The following is an 18,705-nucleotide window of genomic DNA, read 5'->3' on the forward strand; positions in this document are numbered from 1 at the left end:
TTGCTCCTGGCCGTAAAAATAAAATGCGCAGTTCGTTAAGCTTACTTAACCTTTGGTTCGTACGGTAAACGCGATAGCGTGACGGACTTCAGGCGATGAGCGATTAATCGCTCTCTAAACCAGTCCCGCAAATGTGCAGGCTGGTCGCGCTCGACGACTTCGGCAATGATGGGCATATTATACCGTTCCTTGAATGCCACGCCTGCGGCGGCAAGATCGACATTGATCTTATCCATCTCTTCCTGAGGAAGGGCTGCCAGATTGGTCTTCATTCTCTTCTCCTGAATTTTCGGCGCCAACGTTACCGCGGTTGCCCTGCGTTGACAAGCCATCTCCGGATGGTTCTCGACTCAGATATTATACAGGGTTATCCTCTGTCATATAGGCATAACAAAAAGGAATGATTGATATGGTTTTCAACCCATCCCGCGCGGTTCGCGCACTGGTCGTTGTCCTCTCTCTGGCGGCAGCGCCTGCAGCTCTAGCTCATGCTCATCTGAAGCATCAATACCCGGCGGCTGACGCGGTGGTGGACGCTGCTCCGCAAGCGTTGACGCTTAATTTTTCTGAGGGGATTGAGCCTAAATTTAGCGGCGTTACGATCGCTGGCGACAAACAGCAGGTGGTTAGCGTTGGGGCGGTCAAACGTGCTGAAAACGACAAAACCCAACTTATCGTGCCTCTTGAACAATCGTTAACCCCTGGTGCCTATGAAGTGGAATGGCATGTGGTGTCCGTCGATGGTCACAAAACCAAGGGCAACTATCGTTTTAGCGTGAAATAACATGCTGGCGTTAAGCTTCGTCGCCCTGCGGTTTGTGCATTTTACTGCCTTGATGCTGATTTTTGGCAATGCGCTTTACAGCGCCTGGCTTGCCCCTTTCTCGCTACAGCGCCTGATGGCCAATCGTTTACTGTGGCAGCAAAAAGCGGCGGTACTGGTGAGCCTGGCTACGGCAGTGTTGATGATGGCCGTTCAGGGTGGATTAATGGGCGACGGCTGGGGGGATGTGATGCGCCCGGATATCTGGCGCGCCGTCATCACCACTCAGTTTGGCAGCGTCTGGCTGTGGCAGATGATACTCGCGTTACTCACCGCGTGTGCGGCCTGGATTGCCCCTAAAAAGAATGCCAGGCTGTTGCTCTTATTAACGTTAGGGCAGTTTATCCTGCTCGCGGGTGTTGGACACGCGGCGATGCGTGATGGGCTTCCCGGCGTACTACAGCGCGTGAATCACGCCGTCCATCTCCTGTGCGCCGCAACGTGGGTGGGCGGTCTGCTACCGCTGCTAATTTGCCTGCGTCTGGCCAACGGGCGCTGGCGCGTTCAGGCTATCTACACCATGATGCGTTTTTCGCGCGTGGGGCATTACGCTGTTGCCGGCGTTATCTTCACTGGCATTATCAACGGTCTGTTGATCCTGGGCGCTAAGCTGCCGTGGCAGACGGACTATGGGCAGCTTCTTTTGTTCAAATGTGCGTTGGTGGCGATGATGGTGGTTATTGCGCTGTTGAATCGGTATCTTTTGGTTCCGCGACTGCGTACCGACACCGGGCGGGCGCAACAATATTTTATCTGGATGACACAGGCAGAGGTTGCACTAGGGGCTCTGGTTTTGGCAGCGGTCAGCCTGTTTGCCACCTGGGAACCCTTCTGACAAGGTTAAACAACGTATGAAAAAAACAGTACTTTCTATTTTATTGCTGGCCTGTACCAGCACAGCATTTGCGGCGCCACAGGTGATAACCGTTAGCCGTTTTGAAGTGGGTAAAGATAACTGGGCATTTAACCGCGAAGAGGTGATGCTGACCTGTCGTCCCGGGCATGCCCTGTACGCAATCAACCCCAGTACGCTGGTGCAGTACCCGCTGAATGACATCGCTGAGCAGCAGGTTGCCAGCGGCAGCAGCAAAGGCCAGCCGATAAGCATTATTCAGATTGATGACCCGGCAAACCCAAGCCAGAAGAAGAGTCTGCAACCGTTTATTGAGCGCGCGGATAAGCTCTGCTAGCTCGGTCTTTCCAATAAAAAAACCGCAGGCTTCTCTCAGGAAGCATTGCGGTTTTTTCTTTTTTGAGATGTTTAAACGCTTTTTTTCAGGCCACTTTTGCTGCGGACTGGAAAACCTGGCGTCGTCATCTATTCTTAAGGTGTCAGGCGTACTTAGCCTGCATTAATGCCAACTTTTAGCGCACGGCTCTCTCCCAAGAGCCATTTCCCTGGACCGAATACAGGAATCGTATTCGGTCTCTTTTTATCTGCATGAAAGTAAAACTATTTCCCGATTTACCGTTCATCGCAGCGGAAGCCGCCCTGTGCTTCTGTTTTAACCATACCACAACACGGCAGGCGAAAGTCCAGCGCTTTTTGGCTGTTTTGTTAAATTTTCGGATGATATTCGCGTAAGCCGCCAGGGGTTAAAACCGGGATTTTATCGCAATCGCAATTTCATCCAGCAGTCCAAAACGGCGGCGATATTCGGCGCGTTTTTTACTGGCGATGCTTTCCAGGGTTTTACGCTCCATCTGAAGCGGCAACTGCCAGCGGAAGGACGAGAGCTTTTTGCCATCAATGGATGCCCAGAACTCGTCATAGCTGGCGTGGAAATGGCGGCCTTTGCTCAAACGATAGCGCAGGGCGCGAAATACATGGCCTTCATCGCTAACCCCATAAATGGCGCTGATGCCGCTTTGCGCCGTCAGGTTAAAAATAACCTCCATCAGCACGCGTTTTGGAAACAGGCCGTGACAGGCTCGGGTGGCATTTTTGATGGTTTCACGCGTGACACCACGGCGCGGTCCCTGTAAACCACCAATCACCAGTGCAGAACGATCGCCTGCTGGAACGACGCTGAACGTCAGGCTCGCCAGCAGCGTATCTTCTTCATCACAAAGCCAAAGCGTACTTTCGCCTTCACGCTCGGCTTTGGTGGCGGAGGAGGCATAAACGGTATAACCAGCTTCATCTTTTGCGTGAAAGTGGACAACCGGCTGCGCGACTGGGTTCGTTAGCGCGTTTTTAAGTCCTGTATCAGGTAAAGCATCGAGCCATTCGTAGTGATGGATAATGGCATCGGCACGCTGGTTAGCACCCATCCCACGAGCCAGGTACTGTCGATGTGTTTTACTCGGCAAGGTGATTTGCGCAGCCAGCAGCTTATCGAAGTCAGCGCGGCGAGAAAGTGCGCCCAGCATACGATTTGTCGAGGACCAGAATAGCAACGAGCGCAGGAAGAACTTTAGACGGTATTCGCGCTTCGTCCAGATCGGGCCAGGGACAAGCTGCCCGTTGGTCAGCGCGGAGATAATATTGACGGGCTGTGCTTCCGACACATCAATTTGCAGGCTGGTATTTGACACGATGGAGACCTCTTTAGAATTATGGATATATTCTAAGGGCCTGCTTGATGGTATTTAAGAGCGGCTAAACCTTTATTACGCCTTTGTTTACTGACGATTTAAGTTGGCAACATAAACTGCGCCGATGTTATCAATTACGGCCCGGACGCTGGCAAAATGGTAATAATCAGAAGTCTCCGTATTCCCGCGCGGGCGACCAAAAGCTATCGATAAACTCCTCGACCGGATAACAGCCGCCATGGCGGATTCGCTGCTCCTTTCTCGACGTCATGCACTGCTGCTCGGTGTTGTAGACATCTATAACGATGTCATCACACCCGCCGTCCAGATAACATACAAAAAGTACCAGTGCGAACATCTCATCCTCTGATCTGGCTTCCGTATTGATAGTGTAGGGGATGATTTAACACAGGGGAAATTTGCGGGGATAAATAACCCGCCTTTGGGCGGGTTCTTTTTGAGTCAGGCAAGACGCATGACCCAGGCATCGGACTTCTGATCGTAATGCTCACGGTATAGTACGGAATGTTCACCATCAAGAATGGCTGGAATACTGGTGTCAGCATCCCAGGCGTCTAGCTGCATACATAAATCCGGGTCGGATTTACAGGGGATGGTTAACGTTCGATCGCCTTGAGTATCGCCGCGCAATTCAGCATCGTCGATCTCAAAAGCGCCAATACGCACGCTGGTTTTCGTCATAATGCTCTCCGGAAAATGGCTTAAAATCTGGTACGACCAGTATGATCACCCATTTTTCAGCGTAGTTCAGGAGAGCAAAAGCGCCAGTTAAAACGTGCGATTTAGTGTTCGTCGCTTTCGCTACCGGTGAATAATCGCCCATCGCGAACCAGCTCACGCGGGTAACTGTTTTTTAGTCTTGAACCGACCTTTTTTGCCAGCCCCAGCGCAAAGCCCTGATAGGTCACAATGACTTCGTCACGCTCAGGCGACCTGTCCGGATAAATATCGCGTCCGCGATACCATTCTTCGGCTTCTTTGTGCGTTAGGGCAAAGGTATTTTCACCCTTTGCCAGCGCAATAACGGCTTCGTGCTGCCAGCGATAACCTTTGTTATGCACTTCAGCAAGACGAATGCCGATACGTGAAAATCGTACTTTACCAATCAGCGGCTCGATTTCTGTCGGGAAAAGCCACACCTCTTTGTCTCGCTGCCAGAGGCGCTGATGCTCATCCCAGCGCAGGCCAACCTGTTGCGCGGCGGCGGCAATTTGTGCGCTTTCGCGCGTTTTCATTGGGGTGAATGGAAAATTACCTACTTTGAAATTGGGTGCAGGCAGTGGCGTGATCGCGGTGGTTTTACGCAGGTGCGCGACAAAAAATCCTTCACAATCGAAAATCTGCGGGAACACGTGCAGGAAGCCTTCAGGCGTTAGCGCCTCTTTTGCCGATTCAAAAAGTGAGCCTAAGGGCAAGATTTCAACAGCGTCCGGATATTGCTCTTTAAGCCACAGGCAGACCGCCTCGTTTTCGTCACGATTAAGAGTGCAGGTGGAATACACCAGCGTGCCGCCGGGACGTAGCGCGTGAAAGGCGCTGTTAATCAGTTCCCGCTGGGTGGCGGCAATATCAAGATTGCTTGCCACGGACCAGTTTTTTAAGGCGTCAGGATCTTTACGAACTACGCCTTCGCCGGAGCAGGGGGCGTCCAGCAAAATAGCATCAAAGGATTCAGGCAGCGCTGCGCCAAACACCCGGCCATCAAAATGCGTCAGCGCGACGTTATCAATCCCGCATCGGCTGATATTAGCGTGCAGCACCTTCACACGACTGGCGGAATACTCGTTCGCCAGTATTGCACCGCGATTTTGCATTCGGGCAGCAATTTGCGTCGTTTTGGAACCTGGCGCCGCGGCCACATCCATAACGCGTAAAGGTTGATTGTTATCGGCAAACAGCGCAGCGACAGGCAGCATTGAGCTGGCTTCCTGAATGTAAAATAAGCCGCTTAAATGCTCAGCCGTGCTTCCCAGAGGTAACGCTTCTTCATCTTCACGCTCGATCCAAAAACCTTCTTTGCACCACGGCACTGGCGTCAGTTGCCAACGGTAAGGCGATACCAGTTGCAGAAAATCCTCAACGCTAATTTTTAACGTATTGATACGAATGCTGCGGCGCAAAGGGCGCTGACAGGCATCAATAAATGCATCGAAGGAGAGATGAGCAGGAAGAGCCTCGCGCATTTGCGCCAGGAATTCATCAGGAAGAAATACGGAGTTTTGAGCCACGAGCACACCACAGGGAATCATTCAGGGGCGCAGTGTACCACAAAGGCTCCGGTGCATTGGCACCGGAGCCCACCGATTAACGTGGCAGCGCAGTTCCCCACTCACGCCACTCTTTAGGTTCGCTTTCAAGCAGCAGGAAGTGTTTGCCAGGCTGCGCTTTCGGTGCCAACGGCGTACCCGGTGGCGTAGCAAACGCAATACCGCCGCGAATGAACTGGTTAAAGGTGCCGGTTTTCACCACGCCGCCCGTCAGGCCGAAGTCGAGTGAGTAACCCGATGCCAGCCAGAAGACGGAGTTATTACGCACCAGATGCTGGAAGCGTTCACTGATCCTCAGGCCAACCATCACGCGATCCGACAACGTGCCTAACGTCAGGCCGGTGACGGTGCCCACTTCAAGACCCCGGAACAATACTGGCGTACCGATACTCATTGAACCGGCTTCAGGCACTTCAACCACGATACTCAACCCGTCAAGATAGCGCGAGTCGGTGATGGTGGCTTCCTGAAGCTCAAAGTCGCGGCGGGCATTGCCACGCCCTGGTTCAACGTTGATATAGGGCTGCAAAATGGTGTCGAGATGTTCAACCCCGGCGGCAGAAATCTGCGGCGTCACCACGGAGAATCGCGTTCCGGTACGGGCAAAATTCTGCACATATTCCGGATAAAGTACGGCGGTGGCCTGAACTTCGTTGCGCGCGGTAATCAACGTCAGTTTCTGAATCTGCCCAATATCGATCCCCAGATAGCGGATCGGCATTCCTTCGGCCAGCTTGCCTGCATCAAAGGCGTGCAGGGTTATCTGTCCACCCACCGCACGTGCCGCGGTTTCGGACGGATAGAGGATTCGCTTATCACCTTTACGCTGATTTGCCCCCGCACCGCTCAGGTTGTCGAAGCTAATCGCACCACGTAGCGCGCGGGAAAGAGGAGCGGCCTGCACGGTTAAGCCGCTACCGTTAAGCTGAACTTTTGCCCCTCCCTCGGCCCAGAACACGCTGTTAGCCGTTAGCAATTTGCGATATTCCGGTTTGACATGCAATTCAATATCAAACGCGTCGGCACGCGGGCGCACGGTAATCACTTCCCCAACCTGGAACTTGCGATATAACACGACAGAGCCAGCCTGAACGTCGGGCAGGGTATCTGCGCTGAGCGTTAGCGTGGTGGTCGGTAAATCGCTCATGCTGTTTTCAATAGCTTTATCAAGATTGGCATACAGCGGATAGTTCTCGCGCATGTCTCCCTTTTGGCCTGGCAAGATGCGAATGCCGCCATTCACCCATTCGCTGGCGCTGGCACCGAGGAACTCAACGCCATCAAGGCCGACTTTGATATCCACGCGGCTGTTCACCACAAACTTACTGTCGCCGCGCACCAGGTCTCGATAAACTGGATCAACTGCGACGGAAAACGTAACGCCTTTTTCCGTCAGTTTGCGCTCCAGCACCTGACCGACCTGAACGCCGTGTAAAATTAACGGCTGACCGGCTTCAATACCGTAACTCTCCGGAGCATAAAGCGTCAGAGTCATTACGCCTGGCTTTTGCAGCAGGGCTTTATCGGCAGGGGCAATCACAAAATTGTTGTTGGGTTGGCCTTCACCGGGAATCAGCTCAAACGTGGTGCCCGTCAGCAGGCTGCTGATGCTGGCGTCGCTCAGCGACAGCTTAGGACTGCGCATCTCAATGCGGGTCTTTTCGCGTAACAGATCGACCACGCTCGGATCGACCGTCATTTCACCGGTAACTGAGCCGCCAGGGTTGAGGGTCATTTTGGTTAACTGTCCCACCTCCAGACCCTGATACATCAGCGGCGTTGAGCCCGCCTTCAGGCCTTTCGCATCAGGGAGCACCAGCTTAACGATCACACCACGCTGGCTGTGTGCCAAATCAGCATACAGACCAAACTCGTCATCAGCGGCGGCTGATTTAGAACCTTCAGGGGAGTCGAAAGCAATCGCGCCGTTAACCAACGCGGCGAGGCTTTCGAGCTTCACTTTGGCTCCGCTTAAGCTTACGTCGGCATCGACGCCCGAAACGTTCCAGAAACGGCTGCCTTTTTTCACAAGCGTAGTGAAACGGCGCTCGATCAGAACGTCAATGGTTACGCCCTGTTTATTGGGATTGATCGCATAGTCATAAACGCGCCCGACGGGAATCTTGCGGAAATAGACCAGCGAGCCGCTGTTGAGCGACCCCAAATCGGGTGAATGCAGATGAATCATCAGATCGCCGTTGTTGAGCCGGTATTTCGGCTGCGTATCCAGGGCGGTGAAATGTTCCTGAGGCTCACCTTTTCCGGGCATCATGCCGATATAGTTCCCGCCAACGAGAGCGTCCAGACCGGACACGCCCGCCAGAGACGCTTTTGGCGTGACCAGCCAGAACTGCGTTTCGCTGCGTAACGCATCCTGCATATCGGACTTAATGCTGGCACTCACCTGGATTTTATTCAGGTCCTTACCGAGTCGGATATCCTGGACCGTTCCCACCTCGACGCCCTGAAAACGAACAGGCGTGCGCCCGGCAACAATGCCGTCCGCTGTCTGGAAATCAATCGTGATAGTGTTGCCGCGATCTTCATAACTGGTCCAGATTAGCCAGCCTGCAATCATTAGCGCAATGACGGGCAGCAACCAGAATGGCGAAATACGACGTTTAGTTTTGATTCTCGCTTCAGTCGGCGAAGCGGGCGTTTCCTGACTCATGTGCATCCCAAAGTAAGCGGCTATCCAGCCATTCCACTGCAAGAATAGTCAATATCACCGCAGAGCCGAAATAAAAAGCCGCGGGTCCCATTGTAAAAGCGAGTAACTGGTCGCGATTTATCAGCGACATCATCAACGAAATAACAAACAAATCCAACATTGACCAGCGGCCAATCCAGGTCACAAAGCGCAGCAACAGGATGCGTGCGCGTAAACCTTGCTCACATTTAAACTGAATGCTAATCAGCAAGGTAAACATCACGATGACTTTCGTAAAAGGCACCAAAATACTGGCAACAAAAACCACTCCGGCAACGGCGAAATTACTGTGCGCCAGGGAAACAATACCGGACATAATCGTATCTTCCTGCCTCGCCCCGTTGACATAAATAACCGAAATCGGCAGTAAATTAGCGGGGAAGAGCAGCACCATCGACGCAATCAGCGCGGCCCAACATTTTTGCAGACTATTATTGCGCCTCAAGCGCAAAGGGATATGGCAGCGCGGGCAGCGGCCACGCTCATCGGGCAGTCCGGTGAAATGACATCCCAGGCAGGCACGCAAATTTGGGTCGGGACGCGTGGCCGGGCGCTGCGGATAAAAACGCTCCCACAGCTGCTCAACGTTAAGATGAATCAGCGTCAGGATGCTAAGTAATACCAGCGCGATAAACGCGAACAGACCGACGCCCGGCTGCAAAAAGGCATAGTCCTGTACTTTTATCGACGCCACCCCGATACCCACAAGATAGATATCCAGCATCACCCACTCTTTAAGCTTCTCCAGCATCAGTAACACAGGTCGCAAATTCATGCCCAGAATGTTACCAAACCACAGATAGGCGATAGCCGCGACCAGCACGACAGGAGCACCTACCGTACAGAAGAGCACCATTGCTCCGGTCAATGGATCGCCCTGTTGGGTCATTTGCCAGATGCCCTGCAAAAGGTTGGCATCAATACGCACCCCCAGCAGATAGAGCTTAAGCAACGGCTCGCTCCACGCGAAAGGCATGAGGAGTATCATGGTCACGGCCATGGCCGCCAAACGGGTTAAGGACCAGTCTCGTCCGTCGCGAATTTTTGCGTCGCAACGAGGGCAGTACGCGCTCTGGTGCGATTTCATCTTCGGCAACATAAAAAGCGTATCGCACTGTGGGCAACGCTGATAATGTGCACGAGGTAGCGCATCGCTGACCGAATGGACAGTGATCTTTTTAGCCGGTGTGATTTTGGGATTTTTGAGTGCCATCAGTCGCGCATAAAAGGATTAATTAACGTTATATTAACTCATATCAGGATTCATCTTGAGAATGAGCGCATTTAATGTTTATTTTAATAGGCTATGCTCTATTTTTTTGTAAGACAACCAAGTGATTGAATAATGAACAAAACAGAATTCTACGCGGATTTGAACCGCGATTTCCAGGCATTAATGACAGGGGAAACCAGCTTTTTAGCCACGCTGGCCAATACCAGCGCGCTGCTGTTTGAACGCCTGTCTGATGTGAACTGGGCTGGTTTCTACCTGCTGGAAGGTGAAACGCTGGTGCTCGGACCGTTCCAGGGCAAGCTTGCCTGTGTGAGAATTCCCGTAGGCCGTGGCGTATGTGGTACTGCAGTGGCTCAAAACCAGGTTCAACGCGTTGAAGATGTTCACGCTTTTGATGGCCACATTGCGTGTGACTCGGCAAGTAATTCTGAAATTGTTCTACCGCTGGTGGTTAAAAATCAGATTATTGGCGTTCTGGATATCGACAGCACCGTGTTTGGTCGCTTTAGCGATGAAGATGAGCAGGGGCTTCGTGAGCTGGTCGCTCATCTGGAAAACGTATTAATCGCAACCGATTATCAAAAATTCTTTGCGAGCGTCGCAGGATAATCAACGGATAACGTAGCATTTACTGATAGCGTCATTATAATGTCGCCTGTTCATGCCTGCGGCTAGTTGGCAACGTCCGTTGTAATCAGGAAATTTCATGGAAAATCAACCTAAGTTGAATAGCAGTAAAGAAGTCATCGCATTTCTGGCCGAGCGTTTCCCACAGTGCTTTAGTGCTGAAGGCGAAGCTCGTCCCCTGAAAGTCGGTATTTTTCAGGATTTGGTGGCGCGTGTTGAAGGTGAGATGAATCTCAGCAAAACTCAGCTCCGTTCCGCCTTACGTCTTTATACTTCAAGCTGGCGTTACCTTTACGGTATCAAAGCTGGCGCATCGCGTGTCGATCTCGACGGCAACCCTTGCGGTGAGCTAGACGAGCAGCACGTTGAGCATGCTCGTAAGCAGCTTGAAGAAGCCAAAGCGCGCGTTCAGGCGCAGCGTGCCGAGCAGCAAGCGAAAAAACGCGAAGCGGCGGCAGCAAACGGTCAGGAAGAAACGCCTCGCCGTGAACGTAAACCTCGTCCTGCGCCACGTCGCGCGGAGAATAGCGAGCGTAAACCACGTGCTGATAAACCAGCCGCTAAAGCACAGCGTGCGCCTCGCGAAGAACAACGCCACACTCCGGTTTCTGACATTAACGCGTTAAGCGTGGGTCAGGCTCTGAAGGTGAAAGCGGGTAACAATGCGATGGACGCCACCGTACTCGAAATCACCAAAGATGGCGTTCGTGTGCAGCTGACTTCTGGTATGTCAATGATTGTACGCGCAGAACACTTGGTGTTCTGAAACGGAGGCCAAGTCTGGCATGAACACTCTTTTTAAGATCACCGCGCTGGCTGGCCTGTTTGCCATAACAGGCCACGCTTTCGCTGTGGACGATATTACGCGTGCCGATCAAATTCCGGTGTTAAAGGAAGAGACTCAGCACGCGACGGTCAGTGAGCGCGTAACATCGCGCTTCACGCGTTCCCACTATCGTCAGTTCGATCTCGATCAGGCCTTTTCGGCCAAAATCTTCGATCGCTACCTGAATTTGCTTGATTACAGTCACAACGTGCTGTTAGCGAGCGATATTGAACAGTTTGCAAAACGTAAAACCGAAGTCGGTGACGAGCTGCGCAGCGGTAAGCTGGATCTGTTCTACGACTTATATAATGAATCGCAGAAGCGCCGTTTTGAACGTTATCAATACGCGCTGAAAGTGCTGGAACGTCCAATGGACTTCACCGGCACTGACAACTTTAATCTGGATCGCAGCAAAGCGCCCTGGCCGAAAGATGAAGCCGAGCTTAACGCACTGTGGGACAGCAAAGTTAAATTCGATGAGCTCAGCCTAAAGCTCACCGGAAAAAATGAGCAAGAGATCCGCGAAACCCTAACTCGTCGTTACAAATCGGCGATCCGCCGCCTGGCTCAGACCAACAGTGAAGATGTTTTCTCGCTGGCCATGACCGCATTTGCTCACGAAATCGATCCGCACACCAACTACCTTTCCCCTCGTAATACCGAACAGTTTAATACTGAAATGAGCCTGTCTCTGGAAGGTATTGGCGCGGTGTTACAAATGGACGAAGACTACACGGTCATCAACTCCATGGTAGCAGGCGGCCCGGCCTCGAAAAGCAAAGCGATTAGCGTCGGTGACCGTATTGTTGGCGTTGGTCAGACGGGCCAGAGTATGGTCGATGTGATCGGCTGGCGTCTTGACGATGTCGTTGCGTTGATCAAAGGTCCAAAGGGCAGCAAGGTTCGCCTTGAGATACTGCCGGCGGGTAAAGGTACTAAAACCCGTATCGTGACCCTGACCCGCGAGCGTATTCGTCTAGAAGACCGCGCCGTGAAGATGACCGTGAAAACGGTCGGCAAAGAGAAAGTCGGCGTTCTTGATATCCCAGGTTTCTACGTTGGTTTGACGGACGATGTCAAAGTACAACTGCAGAAGCTTGAAAAGCAAAACGTTAGCAGCGTGATTATCGATCTGCGTACCAACGGTGGTGGTGCATTGACGGAAGCGGTATCGCTTTCCGGGCTGTTTATCCCATCAGGTCCAGTTGTTCAGGTGCGTGATAACAACGGTAAAGTGCGTGAAGATGCCGATACCGATGGCGTGGTTTACTACAAAGGCCCGTTGGTCGTATTGGTTGACCGTTTCAGTGCCTCGGCTTCTGAAATCTTTGCCGCTGCGATGCAGGATTATGGCCGCGCGCTGATTGTTGGCGAGCCAACGTTCGGTAAAGGTACCGTTCAGCAGTATCGATCGCTGAACCGCATTTACGACCAAATGCTGCGCCCTGAATGGCCCGCTCTGGGTTCTGTGCAATACACCATTCAGAAGTTTTATCGTGTGAATGGCGGCAGTACCCAACGTAAAGGCGTGACCCCGGATATTATGATGCCAACCGGCACTGAAGAGACGGAAACTGGCGAGAAATTCGAAGACAACGCGTTGCCGTGGGATAGCATCAACGCTGCCACCTTCGTGAAGTCTGGCGATATGACTCAGTTTGGTCCTTCACTGCTGAAACTTCATAACGAACGTATCGCGAAAGATCCTGAATTCCAGTACATCATGAAGGACATTGCGCGGTTCAATGCCCTGAAAGAGAAAAGGAATATCGTTTCGCTTAACTTCAATCAGCGTGAGAAAGAGAACGCGGAAGATGACGCAACCCGACTGGCGCGCATCAACGACCGCTTCAAACGCGAAGGTAAGCCGTTGCTGAAGAAACTGGACGATCTGCCGAAAGATTACCAGGAGCCAGATCCTTATCTGGACGAGACGGTACACATCGCTCTCGACCTGGCTAAGCAGGAAAAAGACAAACCTGCAACGCAGCCGGCTCCGGCAAAATAGACCTGAACAGGCACAAGAAATTGTGCCTGTTTTTTTTAGTTCTGCATCCTCCCGTAAGTAAGACATTAAACAATGTAAAGTTGTGTCTTTCTGGTGACTTACGCATGTCGAATCCTTGAAAATGGCCACAATACCCATACGATGTGGGTAATCGCATAGTGCGTTTTGTTCAACAGAGGTTAAAAGAAAATTATGATGCGAATCGCGCTCTTCCTGCTCACCAACCTGGCGGTTATGGTGGTTTTCGGGCTTGTGCTAAGCCTGACGGGAATTCAATCAAGTAGCGTTCAAGGCCTGCTGATTATGGCGCTGCTGTTTGGTTTTGGTGGTTCCTTCATCTCGTTGTTGATGTCGAAGTGGATGGCGCTGAAATCCGTAGGCGGTGAAGTTATCGAGCAGCCGCGTAACGATATGGAAAAGTGGTTGATGAATACGGTCGCGCAGCAGTCGCGCCAGGCGGGCATTGCTATGCCGCAGGTTGCGATTTATCACGCGCCGGATATCAACGCCTTTGCAACAGGTGCTCGTCGAGATGCGTCGCTGGTAGCGGTCAGTACGGGTTTGCTGCAAAACATGAGCCGTGATGAAGCTGAAGCGGTTATCGCGCATGAAATCAGCCATATTGCTAACGGTGATATGGTAACCATGACGCTGATTCAGGGCGTGGTGAACACCTTCGTTATCTTTATCTCACGCATCCTGGCGCAAATTGCCGCTGGCTTTATGGGCGGTAACCGTGATGAAGGTGAAAGTAGCAACGGTAACCCAATGATTTACTTTGTGGTTGCTATGGTGCTTGAACTGGTCTTCGGGATTCTGGCGAGTATTATCACCATGTGGTTCTCACGTCATCGCGAATTCCATGCCGATGCCGGTTCTGCAAAGCTGGTGGGTCGTGAGAAGATGATTGCTGCACTGCAGCGTCTGAAAACCAGCTATGAGCCGCAGGAAGCCACCAGCATGATGGCATTTTGCATCAACGGTAAATCGAAGTCGTTGAGTGAGATGTTTATGACCCACCCACCGCTCGACAAGCGTATCGAAGCGCTGCGTACCGGGGCATATATCAAGTAAGTACCGCTCCACTGAAAACTGGCCGGGAAAGGTGTTATCGCCTCCCGGCCTTTTTTTATGCTTGCGAACGTGGTTGTGTCACGCGTAGCCCACTGATGACGGCGGCCAGAGTGGCAAGGATACCGGCGGTTAACAGGGCAATGTGGGTGCCATTAGTGCCTGACAGATTAAACATCAACGCGACCAGCGCCGCCCCTGAGCTTTGTCCTAGCAGTCTTGCTGTGCCCAACATTCCGCTAGCGCCACCGCTGCGATGGCGAGGGGCCGCAGACATAATAGTGTGGTTGTTTGGTGACTGGAACAGACCAAAACCGGCACCGCACAGTACCATTCTCCAGATAATGTCCATATCCGTTGGCGTCGCAGGCAGCATCGCAAGTGCAAAAAGACCGGTTGCCATGACCGCTAAGCCCAATGCTCCCAGCAGCCCTGCGTGTACTCGTTCGATAAGATAGCCCGCCAGCGGAGCCATCACCATGGTTGCCAGTGGCCACGGTGTCAGCAGTAGCCCCGTTTCCACTTCTGTACGTCCTACAACGCTTTGTAAAAAGAAGGGCAGTGACACTAAAGCAAGCATTTGTGCGCAGAATGAACAGATTGAAGTACCAATCGACAGTGAAAACAACGGGATACGCAGGAGGTCTACAGGCAGCAAAGGCACAGGTAGCGCCAGTTGACGACGTACAAAAAAGAATCCAATTACCAGCATAGCGACAATCTCAGCACCGATTAACGTCAGCGACTGGCCCTGGGCGAACCCACTTAGCGCCGTGATCAGCAGACCAAAGGTCAGAGCATTCATGATGGCGCTTGGCAAATCGAAGCGGGGCATGGTGTTTTTTGCCCCGTTTGCCGGAAGAAAGCGCATTGCAAAAAGGAGGGCAACAATGCCCAGCGGTACGTTGATTAAAAACAGCCATTGCCAGGAGGCTACAGAAAGTATCGCAGCGGCGATCGTTGGCCCTGCGGCCGATGACACCGCGACGATGAAGGAGTTAATCCCCATTCCCCGCCCGAGCTGGCTCTGAGGATAGATCAAGCGTATCAATGCGGTATTCACGCTCATTAGCGCGGCGCCACCGAATCCTTGCGCGATACGTGCGAAGGTCAAGGTATACAGCGAGTCTGAGAGCGCGCAAAAAAGCGAAGTGATGGTGAAGACAACCAGGCCGCACTGATAAACGCGGCGATATCCGAACATATCGCCCAGGAAAGAGAACGAGAGCAAAGACACCACAATCGCAATCTGGTAGGCGTTAACGACCCAAATTGAACTGGCAGGCGAGGCATTAAGGTCGTGAGCGATAGTGGGTAATGCCACGTTCGCGATTGCACCATCGAGAACGGCCATAGAAATACCGATGATAATCGTGGCTATAGCACCGTACCGCTGCGGTAGCGGAACGCCATCAGAGAGATTTTTTTCCATTGGTAATGAAAGGCTCAGCGTGAAATTATTCTTAGTGTCACTATTTTAGCACTGATATTTCGGTTTTATGTCGCAGATTTGTAACGAACCAAACGCAGAACGATTGCAGCGAGCGAGCCGCGAATTTATAATAAAAACCGGTTCTGATTTTTATAAAACACTCGCAATGAGGTGATAAATGGCAATTGCAGATTTGGACAAGCAGCCAGATTCTGTTTCTTCCGTGCTGAAGGTGTTTGGCATCTTGCAGGCGCTCGGTGAAGAGCGTGAAATTGGTATTACAGAGTTGTCGCAGCGTGTGATGATGTCGAAAAGCACCGTTTATCGCTTTTTGCAAACCATGAAGTCACTGGGATACGTAGCGCAGGAAGGCGAATCCGAGAAGTATTCTCTGACGCTGAAACTGTTTGAGTTGGGCGCACGTGCGCTGCAAAACGTGGATCTTATTCGTAGCGCAGATATTCAGATGCGTGAACTCTCGCGTTTGACGAAAGAGACGGTTCACCTGGGCGCTTTGGATGAAGACAGCATTGTTTATATCCATAAAATCGACTCCATGTACAACCTGCGCATGTACTCGCGAATCGGGCGTCGTAACCCGCTTTACAGCACCGCGATCGGTAAAGTACTGCTGGCGTGGCGTGACCGCGAAGAAGTAAAAGAAATCCTCGAAGATGTCGAATACAAGCGCAGTACTGAACGTACTATTACCAGCACCGATGAGCTGTTAACGGTACTCGACACGGTTCGTCAACAAGGTTATGGCGAAGACAACGAAGAGCAGGAAGAGGGATTACGTTGTATCGGTGTGCCTGTTTTCGACCGCTTCGGCGTCGTCATTGCCGGACTGAGTATCTCATTCCCCACCCTGCGTTTCTCTGAAGAACGCCTGCACGAGTACGTTGAGATGCTGCATACCGCTGCACGTAAGATTTCAGAACAAATGGGCTATAACGACTATCCTTTCTGAATCAGATAAATGAAAAACGCCGCATTTTCTGCGGCGTTTTTGTTGATGTGAGATCTGACCTTGATTAACCGTTATCGACAACCATTTCACTTTTTCGTAATACCGGGCAGCTAGATAACCCGATGAACCCGCTACTGGAGTGCAGATACTGCGCCGTGCTGGTTCCTCGTGCCGTGAGATATTTGCACTGGATACCCAGTCCTGCTGCGTTTTCAGTGCTTCCCACAAGCACACCGTAGCCAGTCAATAACAATCCAGTCCACACAATCGCTAGTGCAATAATCGTTCGAATCATTACGTGCATCATTGCCTCTTATTTTTTTACTCATGATGGATCAAGCGTAACCGGTTTACTCTATGAAACAAGTGCATGATTCCGAAAACAAGTTGATGCAGGTACAGTTAGTCTCTGTTTAAGATAACCGTGATAACCTGGCAATATCAGGTCATAAGACGGAGTTCGGAGTGAAAAAAATACGCTGGGTAATTCTGATCGTTGCTTTGATTGCATGCGTCATCCTGTGGACGCAGATGATCAATGTAATGTGCGATCAGGACGTACAGTTTTTTAGCGGCGTTTGTGCAATCAATCAATTTATCCCGTGGTAACACGCATTTTTTGTGAAGATGATTTCCTTCCTCTGCGTCAGTGCTAAAATAGGCGTTTTATTTGAGGTGGTGAAATGGGTGAGTTAACGAGTTCGGGGCTGCTTAACGTAGCTTCGCTGGCGATATCGTTAGTTGTGATGATCGTCGGATTAGTGTTGTGGTTCTTCATTAATCGCGCAAGCTCGCGCACTGACGAGCAGATAGAACTGCTTGAAGCATTGCTCGATCAGCAGAAGCGCCAGAATGCGTTATTGCGTCGTCTCTGTGAAGCGAATGAACCTGAAGAAAAACCAGCGCCGAATGCCCCTGTAGAAGAGGCTAAAGAGGATGAAGATGATTTCATTCGTCTGGTCGCGGAACGCTAAATAGCACAACAGGGGAGGTGGCTGTGGTCTGGAAAAATCCCTGGTACGATCCCTCCCTTACGCACCATACACCTAACGGCTTTCGCAACCCTGGTTTAACGGACCATCAACCAGGTGACCTGGAACGATGGCGCAATGAGCGAAAGGCGGCAGGTTTGCCTAAGCCGCCCGCGTTAGGCTACAGCGATTTCATACAACAATGGTGGCAACCCGCACAACTCAACGAATTACCTGAAGATGGGGTGTGGTGGTTGGGTCACGCCAGCGTACTGCTTCGACTCAATGAACGCTTTCTTCTGACCGACCCTGTTTTCTCTCGTCGTGCTTCACCAGTGGCTTTCGCCGGGCCAGAACGTAAGACACCCCTCGCCATCACCATTGAACAACTCCCGCTTCTTGATGCCTTAGTCATTTCTCATAATCATTACGATCATCTCGACTCGGCAACGGTACGTCGGCTACTGCAACGATTCCCTGATCTCACTGTTTTTGTTCCGCTGGGGCTGGCAGCGTGGTTTCGTCGTCGCGGTGCACAAAATATTGTTGAACTCGACTGGTGGCAGTGCGTGATTTTCCAGGGGATGACGTTGACCGCTGTTCCGGCACAGCACTGGAGCATGCGAACCTTACAGGACCGCAATCGATCGCTGTGGTGTGGCTGGGTATTTGAAGGTCGTCAACACCGCTTCTGGTTTAGTGGCGACACGGGATATACGCCCGAGCTGTTAGCTATTCCTGAACGGTTGGGTAAGATTGATGCAGCGGCGTTACCCGTTGGGGCCTATGCACCACGATGGTTCATGTCTGGTCATCACATGGATCCGCAGTTAGCGGTTAAGCTCTGGCAACAGATAGGGATGCCAGTGGCGTTTCCAATTCACTGGGGCGTTTTTGAACTGGCGGATGAATCCCTTGATGAACCTGTTGCCGAGCTATATAAGGCGCTTAATAATGTAGTATCAGTTAATGAAAACTTTAGGGTTCTGAAAATTGGTCAATATTTATCCCTTTAAGTCTTAGACGATTTGTTTCCATATATTCTGTATTGCCTCGATTCAGAATAGTTTTATTTTTATCGAAACGTTTCTCTTGCTTTGTTTTGATGCAGATTCATAAAAGTTTCATTATTTTGGTGCATAGGCACAATAATCATCCTCATAACGGGATAGCTCAAGGCAGCGTGGAATAAACAATGTTATTTCAT

At 51.5% G+C, this 18,705-nt stretch carries 20 protein-coding genes; 11 read left to right on the forward strand and 9 right to left on the reverse strand.

Annotated features, from left to right (window positions below; translation table 11 throughout):
* Positions 1–41: 41 nt before the first annotated feature.
* The gene (locus AC6EMZ_RS09450) at positions 42–272 is read right to left on the reverse strand and encodes a DNA polymerase III subunit theta (protein ID WP_498402174.1); all 231 of its coding nucleotides are present in this window, start codon (positions 270–272) and stop codon (positions 42–44) included.
* Between the two features lie 137 nt (positions 273–409).
* On the opposite strand from AC6EMZ_RS09450, the gene yobA reads away from it, so the two are divergent.
* From yobA to AC6EMZ_RS09465, 3 genes are read left to right on the forward strand one after another with little or no spacing between them, the layout of a single operon-like run.
* On the forward strand, positions 410–784 hold the full coding sequence (yobA, locus tag AC6EMZ_RS09455) for a CopC domain-containing protein YobA (protein WP_498402175.1): 375 nt from the start codon (positions 410–412) through the stop codon (positions 782–784).
* Between the two features lies 1 nt (position 785).
* Positions 786–1,658, forward strand: coding sequence for a copper homeostasis membrane protein CopD (gene copD / locus AC6EMZ_RS09460; RefSeq protein ID WP_498402176.1), 873 nt, complete (start codon positions 786–788; stop codon positions 1,656–1,658).
* 16 nt (positions 1,659–1,674) lie between these two features.
* Entirely contained in the window at positions 1,675–2,013 is a 339-nt protein-coding gene (locus tag AC6EMZ_RS09465; RefSeq protein WP_498402177.1) for a YebY family protein, read from the forward strand.
* Between the two features lie 406 nt (positions 2,014–2,419).
* Here AC6EMZ_RS09465 and AC6EMZ_RS09470 read toward each other — a convergent pair whose 3' ends face one another.
* From AC6EMZ_RS09470 to yebS, 6 genes are all read right to left on the reverse strand, one after another.
* Positions 2,420–3,361: a VirK/YbjX family protein gene (locus AC6EMZ_RS09470; protein ID WP_498402178.1), complete on the reverse strand. Its 942-nt coding sequence runs from the start codon at positions 3,359–3,361 to the stop codon at positions 2,420–2,422.
* A 166-nt stretch (positions 3,362–3,527) separates the two neighbouring features.
* A complete protein-coding gene (locus AC6EMZ_RS09475; protein WP_498402179.1) occupies positions 3,528–3,719 on the reverse strand; it encodes a YdfD/YebW family protein in 192 nt (63 codons plus the stop codon).
* A 104-nt stretch (positions 3,720–3,823) separates the two neighbouring features.
* Positions 3,824–4,063, reverse strand: coding sequence for a YebV family protein (locus AC6EMZ_RS09480; RefSeq protein ID WP_498402180.1), 240 nt, complete (start codon positions 4,061–4,063; stop codon positions 3,824–3,826).
* Between the two features lie 101 nt (positions 4,064–4,164).
* Positions 4,165–5,610, reverse strand: a complete 1,446-nt coding sequence (gene rsmF, locus AC6EMZ_RS09485; RefSeq protein ID WP_498402181.1) for a 16S rRNA (cytosine(1407)-C(5))-methyltransferase RsmF — start codon at positions 5,608–5,610, stop codon at positions 4,165–4,167.
* A gap of 76 nt (positions 5,611–5,686) precedes the next feature.
* Positions 5,687–8,320, reverse strand: a complete 2,634-nt coding sequence (locus tag AC6EMZ_RS09490; protein WP_498402182.1) for a PqiB family protein — start codon at positions 8,318–8,320, stop codon at positions 5,687–5,689.
* Positions 8,289–9,572, reverse strand: a complete 1,284-nt coding sequence (gene yebS, locus AC6EMZ_RS09495) for a membrane integrity lipid transport subunit YebS (RefSeq protein WP_498402183.1) — start codon at positions 9,570–9,572, stop codon at positions 8,289–8,291. Before yebS ends, AC6EMZ_RS09490 begins: the two co-directional genes overlap by 32 nt.
* Before the next feature lie 132 nt (positions 9,573–9,704).
* On the opposite strand from yebS, the gene AC6EMZ_RS09500 reads away from it, so the two are divergent.
* From AC6EMZ_RS09500 to htpX, 4 genes are all read left to right on the forward strand, one after another.
* Positions 9,705–10,202, forward strand: a complete 498-nt coding sequence (locus tag AC6EMZ_RS09500) for a GAF domain-containing protein (RefSeq protein WP_498402184.1) — start codon at positions 9,705–9,707, stop codon at positions 10,200–10,202.
* Positions 10,203–10,299: 97 nt separating this feature from the next.
* Complete coding sequence (proQ, locus tag AC6EMZ_RS09505) at positions 10,300–10,986, forward strand: RNA chaperone ProQ (protein ID WP_498402185.1); 687 nt, start codon at positions 10,300–10,302, stop codon at positions 10,984–10,986.
* A 19-nt stretch (positions 10,987–11,005) separates the two neighbouring features.
* On the forward strand, positions 11,006–13,054 hold the full coding sequence (gene prc, locus AC6EMZ_RS09510) for a carboxy terminal-processing peptidase (protein WP_498402186.1): 2,049 nt from the start codon (positions 11,006–11,008) through the stop codon (positions 13,052–13,054).
* A gap of 192 nt (positions 13,055–13,246) precedes the next feature.
* On the forward strand, positions 13,247–14,128 hold the full coding sequence (htpX, locus tag AC6EMZ_RS09515) for a protease HtpX (RefSeq protein WP_498402187.1): 882 nt from the start codon (positions 13,247–13,249) through the stop codon (positions 14,126–14,128).
* Between the two features lie 55 nt (positions 14,129–14,183).
* Here the strand turns inward: htpX and AC6EMZ_RS09520 are convergent, their stop codons facing one another.
* Positions 14,184–15,557, reverse strand: coding sequence for an MFS transporter (locus tag AC6EMZ_RS09520; protein ID WP_498402188.1), 1,374 nt, complete (start codon positions 15,555–15,557; stop codon positions 14,184–14,186).
* 178 nt (positions 15,558–15,735) lie between these two features.
* Between AC6EMZ_RS09520 and kdgR the strand changes: the two genes are divergently transcribed.
* Positions 15,736–16,527: a DNA-binding transcriptional regulator KdgR gene (gene kdgR, locus AC6EMZ_RS09525; RefSeq protein WP_498402189.1), complete on the forward strand. Its 792-nt coding sequence runs from the start codon at positions 15,736–15,738 to the stop codon at positions 16,525–16,527.
* 64 nt (positions 16,528–16,591) lie between these two features.
* Here the strand turns inward: kdgR and AC6EMZ_RS09530 are convergent, their stop codons facing one another.
* Entirely contained in the window at positions 16,592–16,831 is a 240-nt protein-coding gene (locus AC6EMZ_RS09530) for a YobH family protein (protein WP_498402318.1), read from the reverse strand.
* Positions 16,832–16,992: 161 nt separating this feature from the next.
* On the opposite strand from AC6EMZ_RS09530, the gene mgrB reads away from it, so the two are divergent.
* From mgrB to AC6EMZ_RS09545, 3 genes are all read left to right on the forward strand, one after another.
* Positions 16,993–17,136, forward strand: coding sequence for a PhoP/PhoQ regulatory lipoprotein MgrB (gene mgrB / locus AC6EMZ_RS09535; protein WP_498402190.1), 144 nt, complete (start codon positions 16,993–16,995; stop codon positions 17,134–17,136).
* Positions 17,137–17,210: 74 nt separating this feature from the next.
* A complete protein-coding gene (locus tag AC6EMZ_RS09540) occupies positions 17,211–17,501 on the forward strand; it encodes a YebO family protein (RefSeq protein WP_498402191.1) in 291 nt (96 codons plus the stop codon).
* Between the two features lie 23 nt (positions 17,502–17,524).
* Positions 17,525–18,514 (forward strand): MBL fold metallo-hydrolase, encoded by a 990-nt coding sequence (locus AC6EMZ_RS09545; RefSeq protein ID WP_498402192.1) that lies wholly within the window; start codon positions 17,525–17,527, stop codon positions 18,512–18,514.
* The last annotated feature ends 191 nt before the right edge of the window (positions 18,515–18,705 follow it).

The sequence above is a fragment of the Enterobacter sp. SCRI0065 genome (genome assembly GCF_059766475.1).

Coding starts and splice junctions, on each gene's coding strand:
- AC6EMZ_RS09450 (WP_498402174.1), bottom strand. CDS start 272: ATGAAGACCAATCTGGCAGCCCTTCCTCAGGAAGAGATGGATAAGATC.
- yobA (WP_498402175.1), top strand. CDS start 410: ATGGTTTTCAACCCATCCCGCGCGGTTCGCGCACTGGTCGTTGTCCTC.
- copD (WP_498402176.1), top strand. CDS start 786: ATGCTGGCGTTAAGCTTCGTCGCCCTGCGGTTTGTGCATTTTACTGCC.
- AC6EMZ_RS09465 (WP_498402177.1), top strand. CDS start 1,675: ATGAAAAAAACAGTACTTTCTATTTTATTGCTGGCCTGTACCAGCACA.
- AC6EMZ_RS09475 (WP_498402179.1), bottom strand. CDS start 3,719: ATGTTCGCACTGGTACTTTTTGTATGTTATCTGGACGGCGGGTGTGAT.
- AC6EMZ_RS09480 (WP_498402180.1), bottom strand. CDS start 4,063: ATGACGAAAACCAGCGTGCGTATTGGCGCTTTTGAGATCGACGATGCT.
- AC6EMZ_RS09490 (WP_498402182.1), bottom strand. CDS start 8,320: ATGAGTCAGGAAACGCCCGCTTCGCCGACTGAAGCGAGAATCAAAACT.
- yebS (WP_498402183.1), bottom strand. CDS start 9,572: ATGGCACTCAAAAATCCCAAAATCACACCGGCTAAAAAGATCACTGTC.
- AC6EMZ_RS09500 (WP_498402184.1), top strand. CDS start 9,705: ATGAACAAAACAGAATTCTACGCGGATTTGAACCGCGATTTCCAGGCA.
- proQ (WP_498402185.1), top strand. CDS start 10,300: ATGGAAAATCAACCTAAGTTGAATAGCAGTAAAGAAGTCATCGCATTT.
- prc (WP_498402186.1), top strand. CDS start 11,006: ATGAACACTCTTTTTAAGATCACCGCGCTGGCTGGCCTGTTTGCCATA.
- htpX (WP_498402187.1), top strand. CDS start 13,247: ATGATGCGAATCGCGCTCTTCCTGCTCACCAACCTGGCGGTTATGGTG.
- AC6EMZ_RS09520 (WP_498402188.1), bottom strand. CDS start 15,557: ATGGAAAAAAATCTCTCTGATGGCGTTCCGCTACCGCAGCGGTACGGT.
- kdgR (WP_498402189.1), top strand. CDS start 15,736: ATGGCAATTGCAGATTTGGACAAGCAGCCAGATTCTGTTTCTTCCGTG.
- AC6EMZ_RS09530 (WP_498402318.1), bottom strand. CDS start 16,831: ATGCACGTAATGATTCGAACGATTATTGCACTAGCGATTGTGTGGACT.
- AC6EMZ_RS09540 (WP_498402191.1), top strand. CDS start 17,211: ATGGGTGAGTTAACGAGTTCGGGGCTGCTTAACGTAGCTTCGCTGGCG.